Annotated in this window: 12 protein-coding genes and 1 riboswitch; of the genes, 5 read left to right on the top strand and 7 right to left on the bottom strand. The window is 59.5% G+C overall.

What is annotated here, in order from left to right:
- Positions 1–4: 4 nt before the first annotated feature.
- The 4 genes from A8C75_RS20865 to A8C75_RS23735 form a co-directional block, all read right to left on the bottom strand.
- Positions 5–559, bottom strand: a complete 555-nt coding sequence (locus tag A8C75_RS20865; protein ID WP_067386283.1) for a TRAP transporter small permease — start codon at positions 557–559, stop codon at positions 5–7.
- A gap of 193 nt (positions 560–752) precedes the next feature.
- On the bottom strand, positions 753–1,694 hold the full coding sequence (locus A8C75_RS20860; protein WP_227819978.1) for a TRAP transporter substrate-binding protein: 942 nt from the start codon (positions 1,692–1,694) through the stop codon (positions 753–755).
- Between the two features lie 449 nt (positions 1,695–2,143).
- Positions 2,144–2,446 (bottom strand): hypothetical protein, encoded by a 303-nt coding sequence (locus tag A8C75_RS20855; protein ID WP_067386281.1) that lies wholly within the window; start codon positions 2,444–2,446, stop codon positions 2,144–2,146.
- Between the two features lie 25 nt (positions 2,447–2,471).
- Positions 2,472–3,401, bottom strand: a complete 930-nt coding sequence (locus A8C75_RS23735) for a collagen-like domain-containing protein (RefSeq protein ID WP_084784188.1) — start codon at positions 3,399–3,401, stop codon at positions 2,472–2,474.
- A gap of 334 nt (positions 3,402–3,735) precedes the next feature.
- A riboswitch (cyclic di-GMP riboswitch) is annotated at positions 3,736–3,810 on the bottom strand.
- Between the two features lie 197 nt (positions 3,811–4,007).
- On the opposite strand from A8C75_RS23735, the gene A8C75_RS20845 reads away from it, so the two are divergent.
- On the top strand, positions 4,008–4,880 hold the full coding sequence (locus tag A8C75_RS20845) for a helix-turn-helix transcriptional regulator (protein ID WP_067386279.1): 873 nt from the start codon (positions 4,008–4,010) through the stop codon (positions 4,878–4,880).
- Between the two features lie 13 nt (positions 4,881–4,893).
- Here the strand turns inward: A8C75_RS20845 and A8C75_RS20840 are convergent, their stop codons facing one another.
- From A8C75_RS20840 to A8C75_RS20830, 3 genes are all read right to left on the bottom strand, one after another.
- Positions 4,894–6,708: a cobaltochelatase CobT-related protein gene (locus A8C75_RS20840; RefSeq protein ID WP_084784187.1), complete on the bottom strand. Its 1,815-nt coding sequence runs from the start codon at positions 6,706–6,708 to the stop codon at positions 4,894–4,896.
- Between the two features lie 7 nt (positions 6,709–6,715).
- Positions 6,716–7,696: an AAA family ATPase gene (locus tag A8C75_RS20835; RefSeq protein ID WP_067386278.1), complete on the bottom strand. Its 981-nt coding sequence runs from the start codon at positions 7,694–7,696 to the stop codon at positions 6,716–6,718.
- Between the two features lie 160 nt (positions 7,697–7,856).
- Positions 7,857–9,620: a SulP family inorganic anion transporter gene (locus tag A8C75_RS20830; RefSeq protein ID WP_067386277.1), complete on the bottom strand. Its 1,764-nt coding sequence runs from the start codon at positions 9,618–9,620 to the stop codon at positions 7,857–7,859.
- Positions 9,621–10,077: 457 nt separating this feature from the next.
- On the opposite strand from A8C75_RS20830, the gene A8C75_RS20825 reads away from it, so the two are divergent.
- The 4 genes from A8C75_RS20825 to A8C75_RS20810 all read left to right on the top strand — a co-directional run bounded on the left by A8C75_RS20825 (position 10,078) and on the right by A8C75_RS20810 (position 16,181).
- Complete coding sequence (locus tag A8C75_RS20825) at positions 10,078–13,026, top strand: molybdopterin oxidoreductase family protein (RefSeq protein ID WP_084784186.1); 2,949 nt, start codon at positions 10,078–10,080, stop codon at positions 13,024–13,026.
- Positions 13,027–13,041: 15 nt separating this feature from the next.
- Positions 13,042–13,734 carry a 4Fe-4S dicluster domain-containing protein gene (locus A8C75_RS20820; protein WP_067386276.1) on the top strand — a complete coding sequence of 231 codons (693 nt, stop codon included), beginning with the start codon at positions 13,042–13,044 and terminating at the stop codon, positions 13,732–13,734.
- A gap of 31 nt (positions 13,735–13,765) precedes the next feature.
- Positions 13,766–14,695, top strand: coding sequence for a dimethyl sulfoxide reductase anchor subunit family protein (locus tag A8C75_RS20815; protein ID WP_067386275.1), 930 nt, complete (start codon positions 13,766–13,768; stop codon positions 14,693–14,695).
- Between the two features lie 118 nt (positions 14,696–14,813).
- Entirely contained in the window at positions 14,814–16,181 is a 1,368-nt protein-coding gene (locus A8C75_RS20810) for an NAD-dependent succinate-semialdehyde dehydrogenase (protein ID WP_067386274.1), read from the top strand.
- The last annotated feature ends 56 nt before the right edge of the window (positions 16,182–16,237 follow it).

Genomic DNA, 16,237 nt, shown 5'->3' with positions numbered 1-16,237 from the left:
TGACCTAGACGGACTTGCTATTCTGATTGTCTGAGTCCATCAGCTTTTCGACTTCGAGCGACTCGGGATCTCGAATATCAATGCCTTTGATCAGCTTGTAATAATTAACCTGCAGAATGCGAATAGTCATCAGGGAAAATGCGATAGGCAGAATCAGGTAGATATATTTCATGGGGACGCCGAGCGTCTGAGATTTCCAGAACAGGTTCATCTTGTGGAATACAAAGTCGTAGCTCAGGTACACGAAATAACAGTTAAAGCAGACCCAAATAAGGTCAGAAATGGCTTCCATGACGACCCCTACCTTGGGGGGCAGGAGTTTGAACTGGAAGGTGACACGGTTGTGGGCCGATAGTTTGGCTGCATAGCTGGCGCCAAAGAATACGAACCAGACAAACATGTAGGTCGAAAGCTCTTCAGTCCATGAAAGAGAATGCTGGAACAGCTCCCGTGAAATGATCTGCAGGAACAGCAGTATGACGAAGACGGAGAGGAGAGTTCGGCAGATGTAACTCTCGATATTACCGAGAATCCTGAATAGAACCGTGGCTTTTGCCATAGTGAGTTCTCCTGGAAATGCGGGCTGGCCTACCCGACGGGCAGCAGCGTCATGCATTTTAACGTGCTGATATAAAGCCAGAAGGCTGCCGGAATAGGGCTGATCAACGTGCTCGGACCAGCCTGTCCAGACAGCCTTCTGGTGGAAACCGATTCATTGCGCGGCCACCGCAAGGGCGGCTGCTAACAAGGGATCAGATTTCGTCGCGGCCCAGCGATTTCAGTACGTTGTTCAGGACGTCCTTGCCGCCGATGCTGTCGACATACTTCGGCCAGACTTTGCTTGTGGCAAGGTCGATCCACTCTTTCTCATTATCGGCCGGATCCGCGATGACCATGCCTTTCTCGGTCAGCTCTGCCTTGATCTTGCTTTCCTGATCCCGCAGGAACTGAGCGCTGTGGGCAGTGGCAGCCTTGCCGGCTTCCAGGATGGCGGCCTGGTCTTCGGCGGACTGATCCTGGAACACGGACTCGCTGACAATCAGCGGCTCAATGGAGAACAGGTAGCGCAGGTTGGTGACGTACTTCTGCACTTCATCAAACTTCATCGCATAGACGGTGATGTACGGGTTGTCCTGGCCATCGACAACGCCCTGCTGCAGTGCGGTGAAGGTTTCGGACCAGGCCATAGGCGTGGCGTTGATACCCCAAGCCTTGTAGGTATCGATCATGATTTCGTTTTTGGGCACGCGAACTACAACGTCTTTCAGATCTGCCGGGGTGGTGACCGGGTGCTTGGAGTTGGTCAGCACGCGAAAGCCGGAATAGGCCCAGCCGATGATGCGTACGCCGGCATCCCGCAGGGTGTTCTCGACCAGTTGTTCACCGACAGGGCCCTGGGTCAAGGTGATGGCATCGTCCAGGCTCTGGATCATGTACGGCAGAGTGAGGGCGCCGACGCTGGGGGAGAAGGGAGTAACGTTGTTGATGGCCAGGATAGAGAAATCCAGGGTGCCGATTGCAGCGTCGTTCACGGTGTCCTGCTCGCTGCCGAGCTGGCCATTCATAAACAGTTTGGCGTCATGTTTGCCGCCGGTTTTTTCCATCAGAACTTCATTGAATTTCTTGCCCAGCTCATGCTGGGTGCCGCCTGCGGCATCACCGACCGCGACCTTGAAGGTTTTGGCCTGGGCCATTGTGCTTACCACCGCGGAAACAGCGAGGCAGAGTGACAGGGATAGAACTTTCGTAGCCTTACTTGTAAATTTCATTTGTAGCTCCGATTCTGGGTCCATCAGCGAGTGCTGGGTTGTTATTATTCTAGTCGGCTCTGCCGGGCGCGAGGTCTGGCAATGCCTTTCAGGGCATCAGTCCGCGCCCCGAACGCTCACCCTGCAAGGGTAGGCGGTCGTTTTATATTCAACTTTGCCAGTGGGAATGTTTAGGACCACTTCATATCCATGGCTGGGGCCAAGAGATAATGTGGCGAATTGACCAGCGTCAACGCAGAGAAATCGTGGTGGGAACAGCCCTGTGCAGGCTGCTTTTCTAGCGGGTTTCGGCTTGATATAAAAAGGGGCTGGCGCTCAAGGCCCAGCCCCTTTCAGGGGTGTGCAGTCGAGGCGGCAGGGCGCCTCGGTCGGTTCTAGTTGCCGCTGGCCAGCTGGGTGGCGTTGATCAGCATCGACTGACCCACGGTCACGTAGTCCGGATCGGCCATGGGGGAGTCAGGCTCCGCGGTCGCCAGCTGGTCTTCCTCAGCCTCGCAGGCGGTGATAGCGTGATCCACCAGCGCATCCGCCGCATCCAGTGCATTGGGTTCAAGGGTGACTGCGGCCGTGCCGATGGCCTGCTCTGCATCGGCCAGATCAGCGTCGCAATGGTTCGCCTGGGCGCTACCGGCCAACAGCAGGGCAAGGGTGGCGCAAACAGCAATAGTACTCTTCATGACAAGTCTCCTGAGCATCTCGATGCTAGTTAGTGTTTGCGCAAATGGCATAAACGCTGACATTGGCAGTCGTATTTGTACCCGATCTTGTCAGAGTGGCCGACCAGCTTCCATCGGTGGCTGGGTAACTGTGAATGACCACCCAGTTCGAATTCGCATTAAATAGTCCACCGCCGAGCACTTTTTTCCCAAGCGGACAAGGTGCGGTGCACGTGACGCTAGTTGTTCCAGCGACTGACGTGGTGCAATCCATTTGAATTCGCTCATAGTTGCTAAGCCCAGTTGGCCCCTGCGGTCCTGTGGCACCGGGTGCTCCGGTGTCACCCTTATCGCCTTTAGCACCATCAATACCGGTTGCTCCGGTGTCACCCTTATCGCCTTTAGCACCATCAGTACCGGGTGCTCCGGTGTCACCCTTATCGCCTTTAGCACCATCAATACCGGTTGCTCCGGTGTCACCCTTATCGCCTTTAGCACCATCAATACCGGGTGCTCCGGTGTCACCCTTATCGCCTTTAGCACCATCAGTACCGGGTGCTCCGGTGTCACCCTTATCGCCTTTAGCACCATCAATACCGGTTGCTCCGGTGTCACCCTTATCGCCTTTAGCACCATCAGTACCGGGTGCTCCGGTGTCACCCTTATCGCCTTTAGCGCCATCAGTACCTGCCGGTCCCTGTGGGCCTGCGGGCCCTTGCGGACCTACCGGTCCTCCGGTCGTTTCTAATATCAATACTCTCGCCGCAACAGCGCCTAGGCCACCCGCCAGGTTATCGGTGTTGGCTTTGAGTGTGTCAGTGTCCTTCTTCAGGTTATCCGTATTAGCCTTCAGGTTGGAGGAGTCCGTTTTCAGTTTGATAACATCGGTTTCCAATGCATCAGCGCCAAAGGTGGCCGCTGCAGGTAGCCCCATGGCGGCGGTAATGGCGATGGCCAGTAAAGACAGCTTTTTCATTTGCTAACACCCCTGCTGTTCAGTTCGTGGAGCAACCCTATCAATTGGGTTCTATCCATATAGCCCTTATTCCCGGGCGGAATTGATGACATGGGTCGGGCGCACCGCCGATCCGGTTGTGACTCTGTGCATAATTCGCTGGAAGCGCCATGCGGCGCTGATGGGGCTGACTGGGTTGGCGGGGTAGGGTGTACCGGTTCAGGCAAGTGGACTGTCAGTGCCTGTGGCAGGAACCAACGCCATCCTGTTGCGGTAACGCCCTGGGGGAGCTGTACCTGTTCGGGTACCATTACCGCCAGTTCCAGTCAGCGACCAGGATGGCGCCGACTACGCTTCAGGCAACCCGGCCATCTCGCTGAGACCCGTGGCTTTCCGGCTCCGCATCGCTGCGGGTGTGGCGTTTTTCTGATGTATTATTTCGCTTACAGGATCGCGCTGTCAGCGCGCCCGTCCGGGGTTCTTTTCACGCGATCTGGCACCAACAATAGGACTTGTTTCAGGCCGCGAACATGATGCAATTGAACTAGTCTGCAACTGTAAGGATGCTGTAACAGCGCTGGCACGGATGGCCCCACGAGCTGATAAAGTCCAGATGGGGAAAAACAGGTGGATACGCTCAACAGGCTGACGCTGGGGTTGTACCGGGTGGCGCGGGAGAAGGCGAATGCCGAATTTCAAACGGCCGCGCTGGGTCTGATCAGGCAGGCGTTGCCTTTCAACGGTTTTTTGTGGCGCACCTCCTTGCAGACGCTGGAAGGTCTGCTGTGTCGGCGGGAGTTTCGTTGTGGGGATGTGTCGGACCGGGCCGCCGCCCTGTCGTCGGATGAAGACGTTGCACAGCAGCTAAGTGGTCCGGCACCGACTCTGCGAATATCAGTTCCCCAGCCCGAGCTTGGGCTGGTGCATGAGTGTGTATTTTTTCGTGCTGGCGATGACGATAGCTTTGATCCGCAGGAGCAACTGCTGTGCGAGCAGCTGCTGCCACACCTGATCGAGTCCCAGGCGATCAACCGTCTGCTGGGTGTGGCGCGTCTGAGCAGTCAGCACCGCGGTCCGCACCGCAGTCTGGGTATTGTCGACAGCAACGGTGTGCTCCATTACCAGGAAGGCGAGTTTGGCGTGCAATTGCGGCGTGAATGGCCCGACTGGCAGGGCCCGCGGCTACCTGCCGCGCTGTGCCGGGCGCTGCTGGACGATAATCAGGAGTTGTTCGTCGGGCGCCTGTTGGTGCTGACGCGCCTGCTGGAGGACGATTTGCTGATACTGCGGGTACGGCCGCGTCTGGCTGTGGATAACCTTAGCGCGCGCCAGTTGCTGGTGGCACTGCAGGTGGCGCGTGGGCTCAGTCACAAGGAGGTGGCCCGGGCGCTGGGGATAGCGCCCGCCACGGCACGCAACCATATCCAGGCCATCCATGACCGTCTGCGGGTGCGTAACAGCGCCGAGCTGGTGGAGCAGCTGCAGCTGGCCGGTTACTGATTCAGGCCGCTGCTCAGCGGCGCCTGCCCCGGGCAAGCAGCTGCAAGACCTCCTCGAAAACGGCATTGTCGAGCTGATGCTCCATGTCCAGCGCCAGGTTATGGCGATAGTAGGGACTCAGGTCCAGCCCGACACCCAGGGCATAGAGCTCCATGTCGCCGCGGGCTTCAATCTGACTCACCACCTGGCGCAGATGCACATCCAGCAAGTCGTCGCTGTTGGAATGCAGGGTGGCGCTGTCCATCGGGCAACCGTCGGAAATGACGATGATGATGCGGCGTTCTTCCCGCCTTGCCTGCATGCGGCCCAGGGTCCAGAGCAGGGCCTCGCCATCCACGCCTTCGCGGAACAGATCCGGCTTTAGCAATGCCGCCATGGATGCGCGGGCGCGCCGCCAGGGCGTGTCCGCATCCTTGTACACGATATGGTTCAGCTCGTTCAGCCGGCCGGGATTGGCCGGCTTGCCACGTCCAAGCCACTGCTTCATAGGCCGGCCACCGTTCCAGTGCCCGGTGGTGAAGCCCAGTACCTCGGTGCTGGCACCGGCCTGCTCAAGGGCTCTTGAGAATACATCGACCAGCATGGCGATGGATTCGATATGGGCCTTCATGGAGCCGGAGTTGTCGATCAGGAAGCTGACCAGGCAGTTGCTGTGGGGCTGGTGGCGCTCCTGACGAAACAGCTGCCGGTAGCCGGGCGATGTGACCAGGCGGGACAGACGGCGGGCATCGAGGCGACCTTCTTCCAGGCCGAATTCCCAGCCGTCGCGCTCAGGCGCCGACAGAATGCGCGCCAGCTTTCGGGCCAGGCGAGGCACATTAAGCCCCTGGGCGCGGATGCGAGTATCCAGCTTTTCGCGCAGGTCGGTCAGCTGTTCGGCCCGCACCAGCTTAGCCGCAGGCAGCACACGATCGTACTGGGTAGTAAAGACGCGATAGCTATCGCCATCACCGGCATGCTCACGCTCGCTGGCGGCGACAGACTGGCCGCCGAGCTCACCATCATCACCTTCGAGCTCCAGCAGCAGGCTGAAGTTCTGGTGGCTGTTCTCGCTGATTTCAGAAGCATCGCGCTCTTCGTTCAGCGCCATTTCCTGATTCAGTTCATCGATCATGTCCTGAATCACCGCGGCTATGGCTAGGGCATGTTCGGCAAAGGCCTGCTGGTCGTGGCGGGTACGGCGCAACAGACCAAAGTGTGCGCCTATCTGGCGGCCCAGAGAAACCCGGGGCATTTCAATCAGCATTTCGGACTCTTCGCTCACCGGGTTGCCGCTGAGCAGTGCCCAACTCATCTGGGTGAGGGTGTAGAGCATAAGGCCGATATGGTTTTCGGTCTGGCCTGAGGCGTGGAATTGCGCGCTCCAGGCGCTGAATCTGTGGGTCAGATTGGCGCGCACGCCGGGGTGATGGTCTTCTACCAGGGATTCGACCCGCAGCTGCTCCAGCATTTCGAATATCAGCCGGGCAATGGGCGCGGCGGGCTTGAGTTTGTCATGCAGGCGGCGGTCATTGTGCCGCAGCCGCAGGGCGATACCATCGGCGGCGCCGCGAAAGGAGCGGAAGTCGTCCCGTTCCAGATCGGTGAGCAGATGAGGCACGCGCACCGGATAGGCGCGGCCGTCGATTTCCAGCCGCCGGCCGCGAAAGCGCAGGTTGCGGATGCCGGTCTCTGCGCGCATGGCGGCGCCGCTCAGCTCTTCGATCTGCTGCTGCTTGCGCTCAAGCCTGGGGGCATCGCTGCTCTTCTCCGCAGCCTGGGGCGCGAGCTGCGGTGCCTGCTCCGGGTTCCAGGCGGTGAGCGGTTTATTGAAGCCGCTTTGAGTCATGGCTACCTCAGCTGGATGCGTGCAGCAGATAGGATTCCGTCAGTTCCTGATTAAAGCAGCGCTGGAAGTACTCGGCGACAATGGGCCGCTCGGCTTCATCGCACTTGTTCAGGAACGACAAGCGGAACGAGCGGGCCAGGTCGTGGAAGATATCGTTGTTTTCGGCCCAGGAGATCACGGTGCGGGGCGACATCAGCGTCGACACATCGCCGCTGGCAAAGCCCTGACGGGTCAGCTCGGCCACGGCCACCATGGCGGCGACCTGCTTGTGTCCTGCTTCTGTGGCGAAGGAGGGTACCCGCGCCTGCACTATGGCGATTTCATCCTCACGGGGCAGGTAGTTGAGGGTGGCGACAATGTTCCAGCGGTCGATCTGTGCCTGGTTGAGCACCTGGGTGCCGTGGTACAGGCCGTTGAGGTTGCCAAGGCCGACGGTATTGGCGGTGGCGAACAGGCGAAAATAGGGGTGCGGATGTATCACTTCGTTCTGATCCAGCAGGGTGAACTTGCCGTCGCGCTCCAGAATGCGCTGGATCACGAACATGACATCCGGTCGGCCGGCGTCGAACTCGTCAAAAATTAGTGCCACGGGGCGGCGCAGTGCCCAGGGGACTATGCCTTCCTGAAACTCGGTCACCTGCTTGCCATCGCGCAGGCTGATGGTGTCCTTGCCCACCAGATCCAGGCGGCTGATGTGACCGTCCAGGTTGACCCTTATGCAGGGCCAGTTCAGGCGTGCCGCTACCTGCTCGATATGGGTGGATTTGCCGGTACCGTGCAGCCCCTGAATCATGACGCGCCTGTCCTGGGTAAAGCCCGCCAGGATGGCAAGTGTCACATCTTCGTTGAATTTGTAGGCCGGATCGATTTCCGGCACATGGTCGTCACGCTCGGTGAAGGCGGGCACACGCAGGTCTGAGTTGATACCAAAGCGCTCCCGCACAGAAACCATAGTGTCGGGTTGTTCAATGAGCATCGTCTCGGTCATCAGTTCTGCCTCAGGTTAAACACTGCAAATTAAACACAGCAAAGCCCCGGCGCGGCGCGGCCGCAGACGGACGCTGGATAAAAACAGTGTAAAGGAGGCCGCCCTCCCGGGGAGGAACCAGATGGTGGCTGTTGATGCAGCCAAGGGTGCCCCGTCGGGGTCAGCCGCACGGGGTGTCGCGGCGGCACTCGCTGAAGATGCGCGTGGTGCAGTTGTCGCAAGTGGGGCGATCGAGACGCTCGTAGATGCGTGTGATGGCGATGCCCTTGCTGATAAAAATATTCTCCGCCCCCAGTTCCTCAATATGGCCGTTCTTGTCGAGGTAGTGGGACACCCGGTCTTTCAGGTTGCTCAGATAAAGTGTGCCTCCTGCGGCACGACGGCGCCGGGCCTCGTGCACCAGCAGTTCGGCGCCGGCGATATCGATAAAGTTCATGCCGTTGCCCACGATCAGCAGGTTATTCTCCGGCAGGTCCTGCAGGTATTCCTTGACGTAGTTCACCGCGCCGAAAAACAGTGACCCCTCGATGCGGATAATCCGCAGCTGCGGGCATTCGGGCAGATCGCGGCCCTCGTTGCTGACGAAAAAGGGCGTGGGGGAGGTCGGGTCCGGCAGCACCTGGACGATTTTCGGCTTGGAAGTGGTCTTGAGGTAGAACACCAGCGACAGCATGACGCCTATATAGATCGCGAACTCCATCGCCATGATCAGGGTGGCGAGGAAGGTGATGATCAGCACCGAGGCTTCCGAGCGCCCGGCCTTGAGAATGGCGCCTATATGGTGAAAGTCGATCAGATTCCAGGACACCACCAGCAGAATGCCCGCCATGCTGGGGATGGGCACATAGGCGGTGAGATCCGACAGCAGCAGTACGATGATGGCCAGGGAAATGGCCGCGAACACGGCCGCCAGCGGTGTGCGTGCCCCCGAGGCGTAATTGACCCCGGTGCGGGTGAAAGAGCCGGAGGAGGCATAACAGGAGAAAAAGGAACCGACAATATTCGACAGCGCCTGGCCCATGAACTCCTGGTTGCCGCTGATAGTCTGATGCGAACGGCTGGCTACCGAACGGGCGATGGATACGGCTTCCACCAATCCCAGCAAACCGATGGCAAGCGCACCTGAGCCCAGCTGATGCAGCAGTGCTGGCGAGAAGTCCGGCAGGCTCAGGGGGGGCAGTGTCGCGGGGATCGAGCCCACCAGGGCAATGTTGTGCTCGGCGGCGCCGAGTACCGCGGCCAGGGTGCTGCCGATGATCATGGCCAGCAGCATGTTGGGCCACCTGGGTAACAGCTTCTTGATAATCAGGCAGCTGAACAGGGTGCATAGCGCCACGGCCAGGGAATACAGGTTGGTATCAGCCAGTCGCTCCAGCACACCCATCCAGGTGGAAACAAAGGTGCCATCGCTCTCTACGCTGACCCCCAGCAGGTTCTTCATCTGACTGGAGGCGATGACCACTGCGGCGCCTGCGGTAAAACCGATAACCACCGAATGGGAGACAAAATTCACCAGCACGCCCATACGCGCCAGCGCCAGCCCGAGCTGGAAGAGCCCGGCGAACAGCGTCAGCGTCAGCGCCAGTTGAATAAATTCGGCGGAGCCGGGCTCGGCCAGCGGGCTTATGGTGGTAAACACGACTATAGACAGTGCCGCCGTGGGGCCCGAGATCAAGTGGAAGGACGAGCCAAAGAGCGCGGCAATAATAGCCGGCACTATGGCTGCGTAAAGGCCGTACTGGGGCGGCATGCCGGCGATAAGCGCGTAGGCCACGCCCTGGGGCAGTACTATGACCGCATTGGTGAGGCCGGCAAAAAAATCGCAGCGCAGGCTTTCCCGGTTTACTAAACGCCCCCAGAGCAGGAACGGAAACAGCCGTGTCCAGAGTGTCTGTTTGGGTCGGGTTTTGAATGCGCGTGCCATGAAAGCCCCTGTGTCGGAACGGTCGAATGATCCGGGTTGCCCTGCAGTCAATGATGAAGCATCCCATGCTTCAAACCCGATAATTCAAGCCTAGTGACTTCAAAGGCTAGCCCATAGAGCCAGATAAACTGTCTTTGTCATGCCATGCGAGGTTGTAACGGCCAGGGCTCAGAGTTGCGCCCGGGCTCAGATTCAGCCCTGTAGCTGCCGGCTGGCACTATAAGTCCTTGCTGGTTGGCGTTTGTCGCCTGGCCGTGCAATCTTCTACACTGTTTAAATATAACCAGTTAATGTCAGCATATTCTTTTAAGTTATATGCAGCATCATGGTCCTTATGCCTGCGAGTTGCAGTGCCGTGCTCCAGTGGCGCTGTGAAGGATAATCAGGGTGTGGTCGCCTGTATTTTCAAGCGCGAAGATTCCAGGTTGCGGCACCGGTACCGGGTTGGAAAATAATAATGAATTCAGTAAAAGCTGATGTGCCCTGCAATCTTGATGCGCAGTTGCTGATCGATTCGGTTGAACTGCCGGAGTTCGAGGCGCACGACAAGCAGCAGATCAAATACACCACCTGCTATATGTGTGCCTGTCGCTGCGGCATCAAGGTAACGGTGGAAGACAATCAGGTTCGCTTCATTCAGGGCAACCCCAATCACCCGGTCAACAAGGGTGTGCTCTGTGCCAAGGGTAACTCCGGCATCATGAAGCAGAACTCCCCCGCCAAGCTCAGCGCCCCCATGCTGCGCAAACCTGGTACCGAGCGTGGCGCCGGCGAGTTTGAAGTCATTTCCTGGACCCGGGCACTGGATATCCTTGAAAAGCGCCTTTCCCATATCCGCGCCACAGATCCCAAAAAACTCGCTTATTTCACCGGCCGCGATCAGATGCAGGCCCTTACTGGCATGTGGGCGAGCCAGTTTGGCACCCTCAACTGGGCGGCCCACGGCGGCTTCTGCTCGGTCAATATGGCGGCCGGCGGCCTCTACACCATGGGCCACGCCTTCTGGGAGTTCGGCGATCCGGACTGGGACAACACCAAGTACTTCATGATGTGGGGTGTGGCGGAAGATCACAGCTCCAACCCGATCAAGATTGGTCTGAAGAAGCTCAAGGAACGCGGCGCCAAGTTTGTCTCCATCAACCCGGTACGTACCGGCTACCAGGCCATCGCTGACGAGTGGATCTCCATTCGGCCAGGCACCGATGGTTTGCTGGCGCTATCGATGGTGCATGTGCTGCTCAAACACCAGCTGGTGGATGAAGAATTCCTGATTCGCTACACCAACTCGCCGCAGCTGGTGGTGAATACCCCGGGCGTGCAAGGCGATGGCCTGTTCTATCGCAGCGGCGGCGAAATCCAGATCTGGGACCAGACGACCGACAGCTTCGCCGATGCCAGCCGTACCGATGTGGCGCCGGCCCTGTTTGGCGAATTCAAGGCCCCCGATGGCACGCCGTTGCGCACCGCCATGAGCATTCTGCTGCAGAAATATCTCGACGACGAGTACGCCCCTGAAAACGCGGCCAAAGGGTGTGGCGTGGACGCCGAGACCATCGAGCGTCTGGCGCTGGAGATGGCCCATGTGGCGTTCCGGGAAACCATTACCATCGATGTTGAGTGGACCGACTGGGCCGGCCGCAAGCAGGACAAGTTCATCGGCCGCCCTGTGTCGATGCACGCCATGCGCGGTATCTCCGCCCACTCCAATGGCTTCCAGACCTGCCGTGCCATTCATTTGCTGCAGATTCTGCTCGGCACCATCGACTGCCCCGGTGGCCATCTGGCCAAGCCGCCGTTTCCCAAGCATGTGCCACCGGGCATCAAGCCTGCGAAGGAGTGCGCGCCCAATACGCCGCTGAAATCACCGCCGCTGGGTTTCCCGACCTGCCCGGAAGATCTGGTCATCGATGCTGACGGCAATCCGCTGCGCATCGACAAGGCCTACAGCTGGGACGCGCCTATCTCCTGTCACGGCCTGATGCATATGGTGATCAGCAACGCGGTCAAGGGTGATCCCTACAAGATCGACACCCTGATGCTGTTCATGGCCAACATGGCCTGGAATTCCAGCATGAACACCGCCCAGACGCTGGAGATGCTCTGCGCCAAGGAAGACGACGGCGAGTACAAGATTCCGTTTATCGTCTGCTCCGATGCTTTCCACTCAGAGATGGTGGCCTACTCCGATCTGATACTGCCGGATACCACCTATCTGGAGCGCTACGACACTATTTCGATGCTTGACCGGCCTATCTCCGAGACCCATGCCGCCTGCGACTCGGTGCGTATTCCGGTGATCCAGCCCGATCGCGATGTCTTGTCATGGCAGGAAGTGATGATCGAGATGGCGGGCCGGCTGAAATTCCCGGCCTTCACTACCCCCGAGGGTGAGCGCCGCTACGAAGGCTACAAGGATTTCATCATCAACTTTCAGAAGGAACCCGGTATCGGTTTCCTGGCGGGCTACCGTGGTGTTGATGGCAGCAAATCGCTGCGCGGTGAGCCGAATCCGCGCCAGTGGGAGGCCTATGAAGAAAATGAGGGCTTCTTTGAATTCGAGCTGGGGCTGAACCAGCGCTACATGCGCCACGCCAACCGCGACTATATGGAGCTGGCGAAGGAGGCCGGTTGGGTGGGCTCTACCGATCAGATCCTGATCGAGCTGTATTCGGAAAAACTCCAGACCTTCCGCCTGGCGGGCCAGGGTCTGTACGACGGCCCCATGCCCACCGAAGAGCACCACAAGGAGCGGCTGGTCAAATATTTCGACCCACTGCCGTTCTTCTACATGCCACTGGAAGAGCAGCGTATCGATCGTGATGAATACCCCTTCCATGCGGTGAATCAGCGGCCCATGTTCATGTATCACAGCTGGGACAGCCAGAACGCCTGGCTGCGCCAGATCATGTCGCAGAACTATCTGTTCATGAACCGGGTGGCGGGCGAGAAAGCCGGCATCAAGGATCTGTCCTGGGTTTGGGTCGAGTCCCATAACGGCAAGATCCGGGCCCAGGTGAAATTGATGGAAGGCTGCAACGAGAACACCGTCTGGACCTGGAACGCCATCGCCAAGAAGGGCGGCGCCTGGGGCCTGTCGAAGGACTCAAACGAGGCGACCGATGCCTTCCTGATGAACCATTTGATTTCCGAACTGTTGCCCACGAAGGGCGACAAGCAAGACGGAGTGACCAACTCAGATCCGGTTACGGGGCAGGCCGCCTGGTACGACCTGCGCGTCAAAATCACGCCGGCGGCGGAAGGTGAAACCGGAACCTGGCCGCTGTTCTCGTCCCATGAGCCGCTGCCGGGAGCCAAGGCGTCGCCGCAGATGCTCAGCTACAGCAGTCACAAGAACGTCAACCTCAAGCGTCCGATGCTCGATATTCTGACGCGTGGCGAGAAATAACGGGAGAACAATAATATGAAACTCGGACTCGTCGTCGATCTTGATACCTGTGTTGGCTGTCATGGCTGCGCTACAGCCTGCAAGCAGTGGAACACTTCCGGCACCATAGGCCCGCTGTCGGACAAGGACCCTTACGGGCGTGATCCGTCGGGCACCTGGCTTAACCGGGTACGCACCTACGAAGTGGGCGATACGCCCAACAGCAAGACCGTTCATATGCCAATGTCCTGCATGCACTGCGAAGACGCCGCCTGCGTCACCGTGTGCCCCACCGGCGCCTCCTACAAGCGCAAGGAAGACGGCATAGTGCTGGTGGATCAGGACAAGTGCATGGGCTGCAACCTCTGTTCCTGGGCCTGCCCCTATGGCGCCCGCGAGCTGGATCCGCAGGAAGGCACCATGAAGAAGTGCACCCTCTGTGTGGACCGCATCTACGATGAAAAACTGCCGGAAGCCGAACGCCAGCCGGCCTGCGTGCTGACCTGCCCCACCAGCTCGCGGGTGTTCGGTGACTTTGATGATCCCGATTCCGAGGTCAGCCGCCTGACCCGTGAGCGCAGTGGTCAGCAGCTGATGCCGGAACTGGGTTACAACCCGGTGAACACCTATCTGCCACCGCGCAACAAGAAGGTGGTTGAAACCTACCAGCTCAAGCCGTCCCTGGGGGCGACCCTGAAGCAGTGGGTTAACAAGGTCATCACGCGCTGAGTTCAGCCGAACCGTTTCAGGAGTTCTTGTTATGCATCCGGCATTTTCTGTACTGATCTTTACCGTCACCTCCGGGGCCGGCTATGGCCTGTTCGCCCTGATGGTACTGGCACAGCTGGCGGGGCTGAATGCGCTGCAGGACAGCACCCTGCTGCTGTCCGGTGCTGTGCTGGCACTGCTGATGATCACCATCGGCCTGCTGTCGTCCACGCTGCATCTTGCGAATCCGAAGAATGCCTGGCGTTCCTTCGCGCGCTTTCGCACTTCCTGGCTGTCCCGCGAGGCGGTGTTCGCCGTGCTCTTCTATCCGGTGGCGCTGCTGTATCTGTTTGGCATCTACGTCCAGGGCAGTGAACTGGGCGGCTTTTACAGCGCCTGCGGTGTGGTGGCGGCGCTCTTGGCCATGGTCACGCTGTTCTGCACCAGCATGATCTATGCGAGCCTGAAAACCATTCGTCAGTGGTGCACGGCGCTGACGCCGCTGAACTACCTGTCTTTGGGGCTGATGTCCGGCGCGCTCTGCCTGGCGACCTTGCAGGCGTTGCTGCAGGATGGCCTGTCGCCGGTGCTGCGCAGCGCAGGGCTGGGCCTGATTGCCCTGGGTGCGGTGGCCAAACTGATCTACCTGTTCTGGATCGGCAAGCCCGCCGGTGCCACCATCAAGACCGCCACCGGCTTTACCCAGGCCAGCGTGCGGCTGCTGGATGCCGGCCACAGTGCCGGTACCTTCCTGACCAATGAGTTTGGCTATACAGTGGCGGCCAACAAGTTGCTGCGCCTGAGATTTGCCATGGTGGCACTGGCCTTTGTCGTGCCCTTCCTGCTGCTGCTGCAGGGCCATGCGCTGGCAACGCTGCTCGCCGCACTGCTGGCACTGGCGGGGTTGCTGGTGGAGCGCTGGCTGTTTTTCGCCGAAGCCCGCCATGTTGTGCGCCTGTATCACGGCGACCAGCGCACCTGAGACAGTACGACTTTTTCGTTAGTTCTGAGCAGCCGTGCCGGGTACCGGTGCTGCTGCTTTTGCGGGTAAAGGCTTTGCGAAGTGCCCGTTTCAACCTGATACACAAGGATGCTTTGAAATGATGTTTGAATCCCGTAATCCGGCCACCGCCGAACTGATTGAAGTCTTTGACCTGCTCAGTGGTGCCCAGCTCGAGGCGCGCCTGGACAAGGCCCAGGCGGCGAGCCTAGAGTGGCGTGCCACTGGCAACGACCAGCGTGGGGCTTTATTGCGCCGGATCGCGGCGGTGCTGAGGGCGCAGCGCGAGTCCCTGGCGCACACCATCTCGCTGGAAATGGGCAAGCTGCTGCCTGAAGCCCTGGGTGAAGTCGACAAGTGTGCCCAGTGCTGTGAGCACTACGCCGAGCACGCCGCGGCCATGCTGCAGGATGAGCTGATCCCGACCCATGCACGCCGCTCCCTGGTGAGTTTCGAGCCGCTGGGCACCATTTTGGCCGTGATGCCGTGGAACTTCCCCCTGTGGCAGGTGTTCCGCTTCCTGGCGCCGACGCTGATGGCCGGCAATACCGCGCTGCTCAAGCACGCGCCCAATGTGTCCCGCTGTGCGCTGCTGGTTGAAGACATACTGCGTGAAGCCGGCGCCCCCGAAGGTCTGTTCAGCACCCTGCTGATTTCCGTTGAGCAGACCGCCGCGGTTATCGCCGATGGCCGTGTGCAGGGCGTCGCCTTTACTGGCAGCGAAGCTACCGGGCGCAAGATCGCCGCCATGGCGGGGCAGAATCTGAAAAAAGTGGTACTGGAGCTGGGCGGCTCCGACCCCTTTATCGTGCTGGAGGACGCCGATCTCGACAAGGCGGTGGAATTCGCCATGAAACTGCGTTTTGGCAATGCTGGTCAGATCTGCATCGCCGCCAAGCGCTTTATTCTGACGCCCACCATAGCCGATGAGTTTGTCGAGCGCATGCTGGCGCGGGTGGCGCAGTTGCAGACCGGCGATCCGTTGCAGGCGGGTACTACTCTGGCGCCTATGGCGCGGGAAGATCTGCGTAGCGGATTGCAGCTACAGGTGGACGCGGCTATTGCTGGCGGCGCCCGGCTGCTCACCGGTGGCGCTGTGCAGGACGGCCCCGGCTGGTTCTATCAGCCCTCGGTGCTGGACAACGTAAAGCCCGGCAACATGGCCTTCGACGAAGAACTCTTTGGCCCGGTGGCGTCCATCGTACGGGCGGCGGATGCGGAAGAGGCCATTCGTCTGGCCAACGCCACGCGCTTTGGCCTGGGGGCCAGTATCTGGACCGCCGACAGCGAGCGGGGCGAGGCCATTGCCCGTCGCCTCGAAGCCGGTGCCTGCTTCGTCAATGCGCCGGTCGCCAGCGATGTGCGCATGCCGTTCGGCGGCACCAAGGCGTCTGGTCTTGGGCGTGAGCTGGCCAGCTACGGCATTCGCGAGTTCTGCAACATCAAGTCGCTGTGGATCGCCGACTAAACGGCGCGGGCCGCCTGATGGTTTCATTTGCCCCCAGGGGTAACGGCGAGGATGTT

The organism is Marinobacterium aestuarii (assembly GCF_001651805.1).
Lineage (GTDB): Bacteria > Pseudomonadota > Gammaproteobacteria > Pseudomonadales > Balneatricaceae > Marinobacterium_A > Marinobacterium_A aestuarii.
This window is presented reverse-complemented; position numbering and strand designations above follow the sequence as displayed.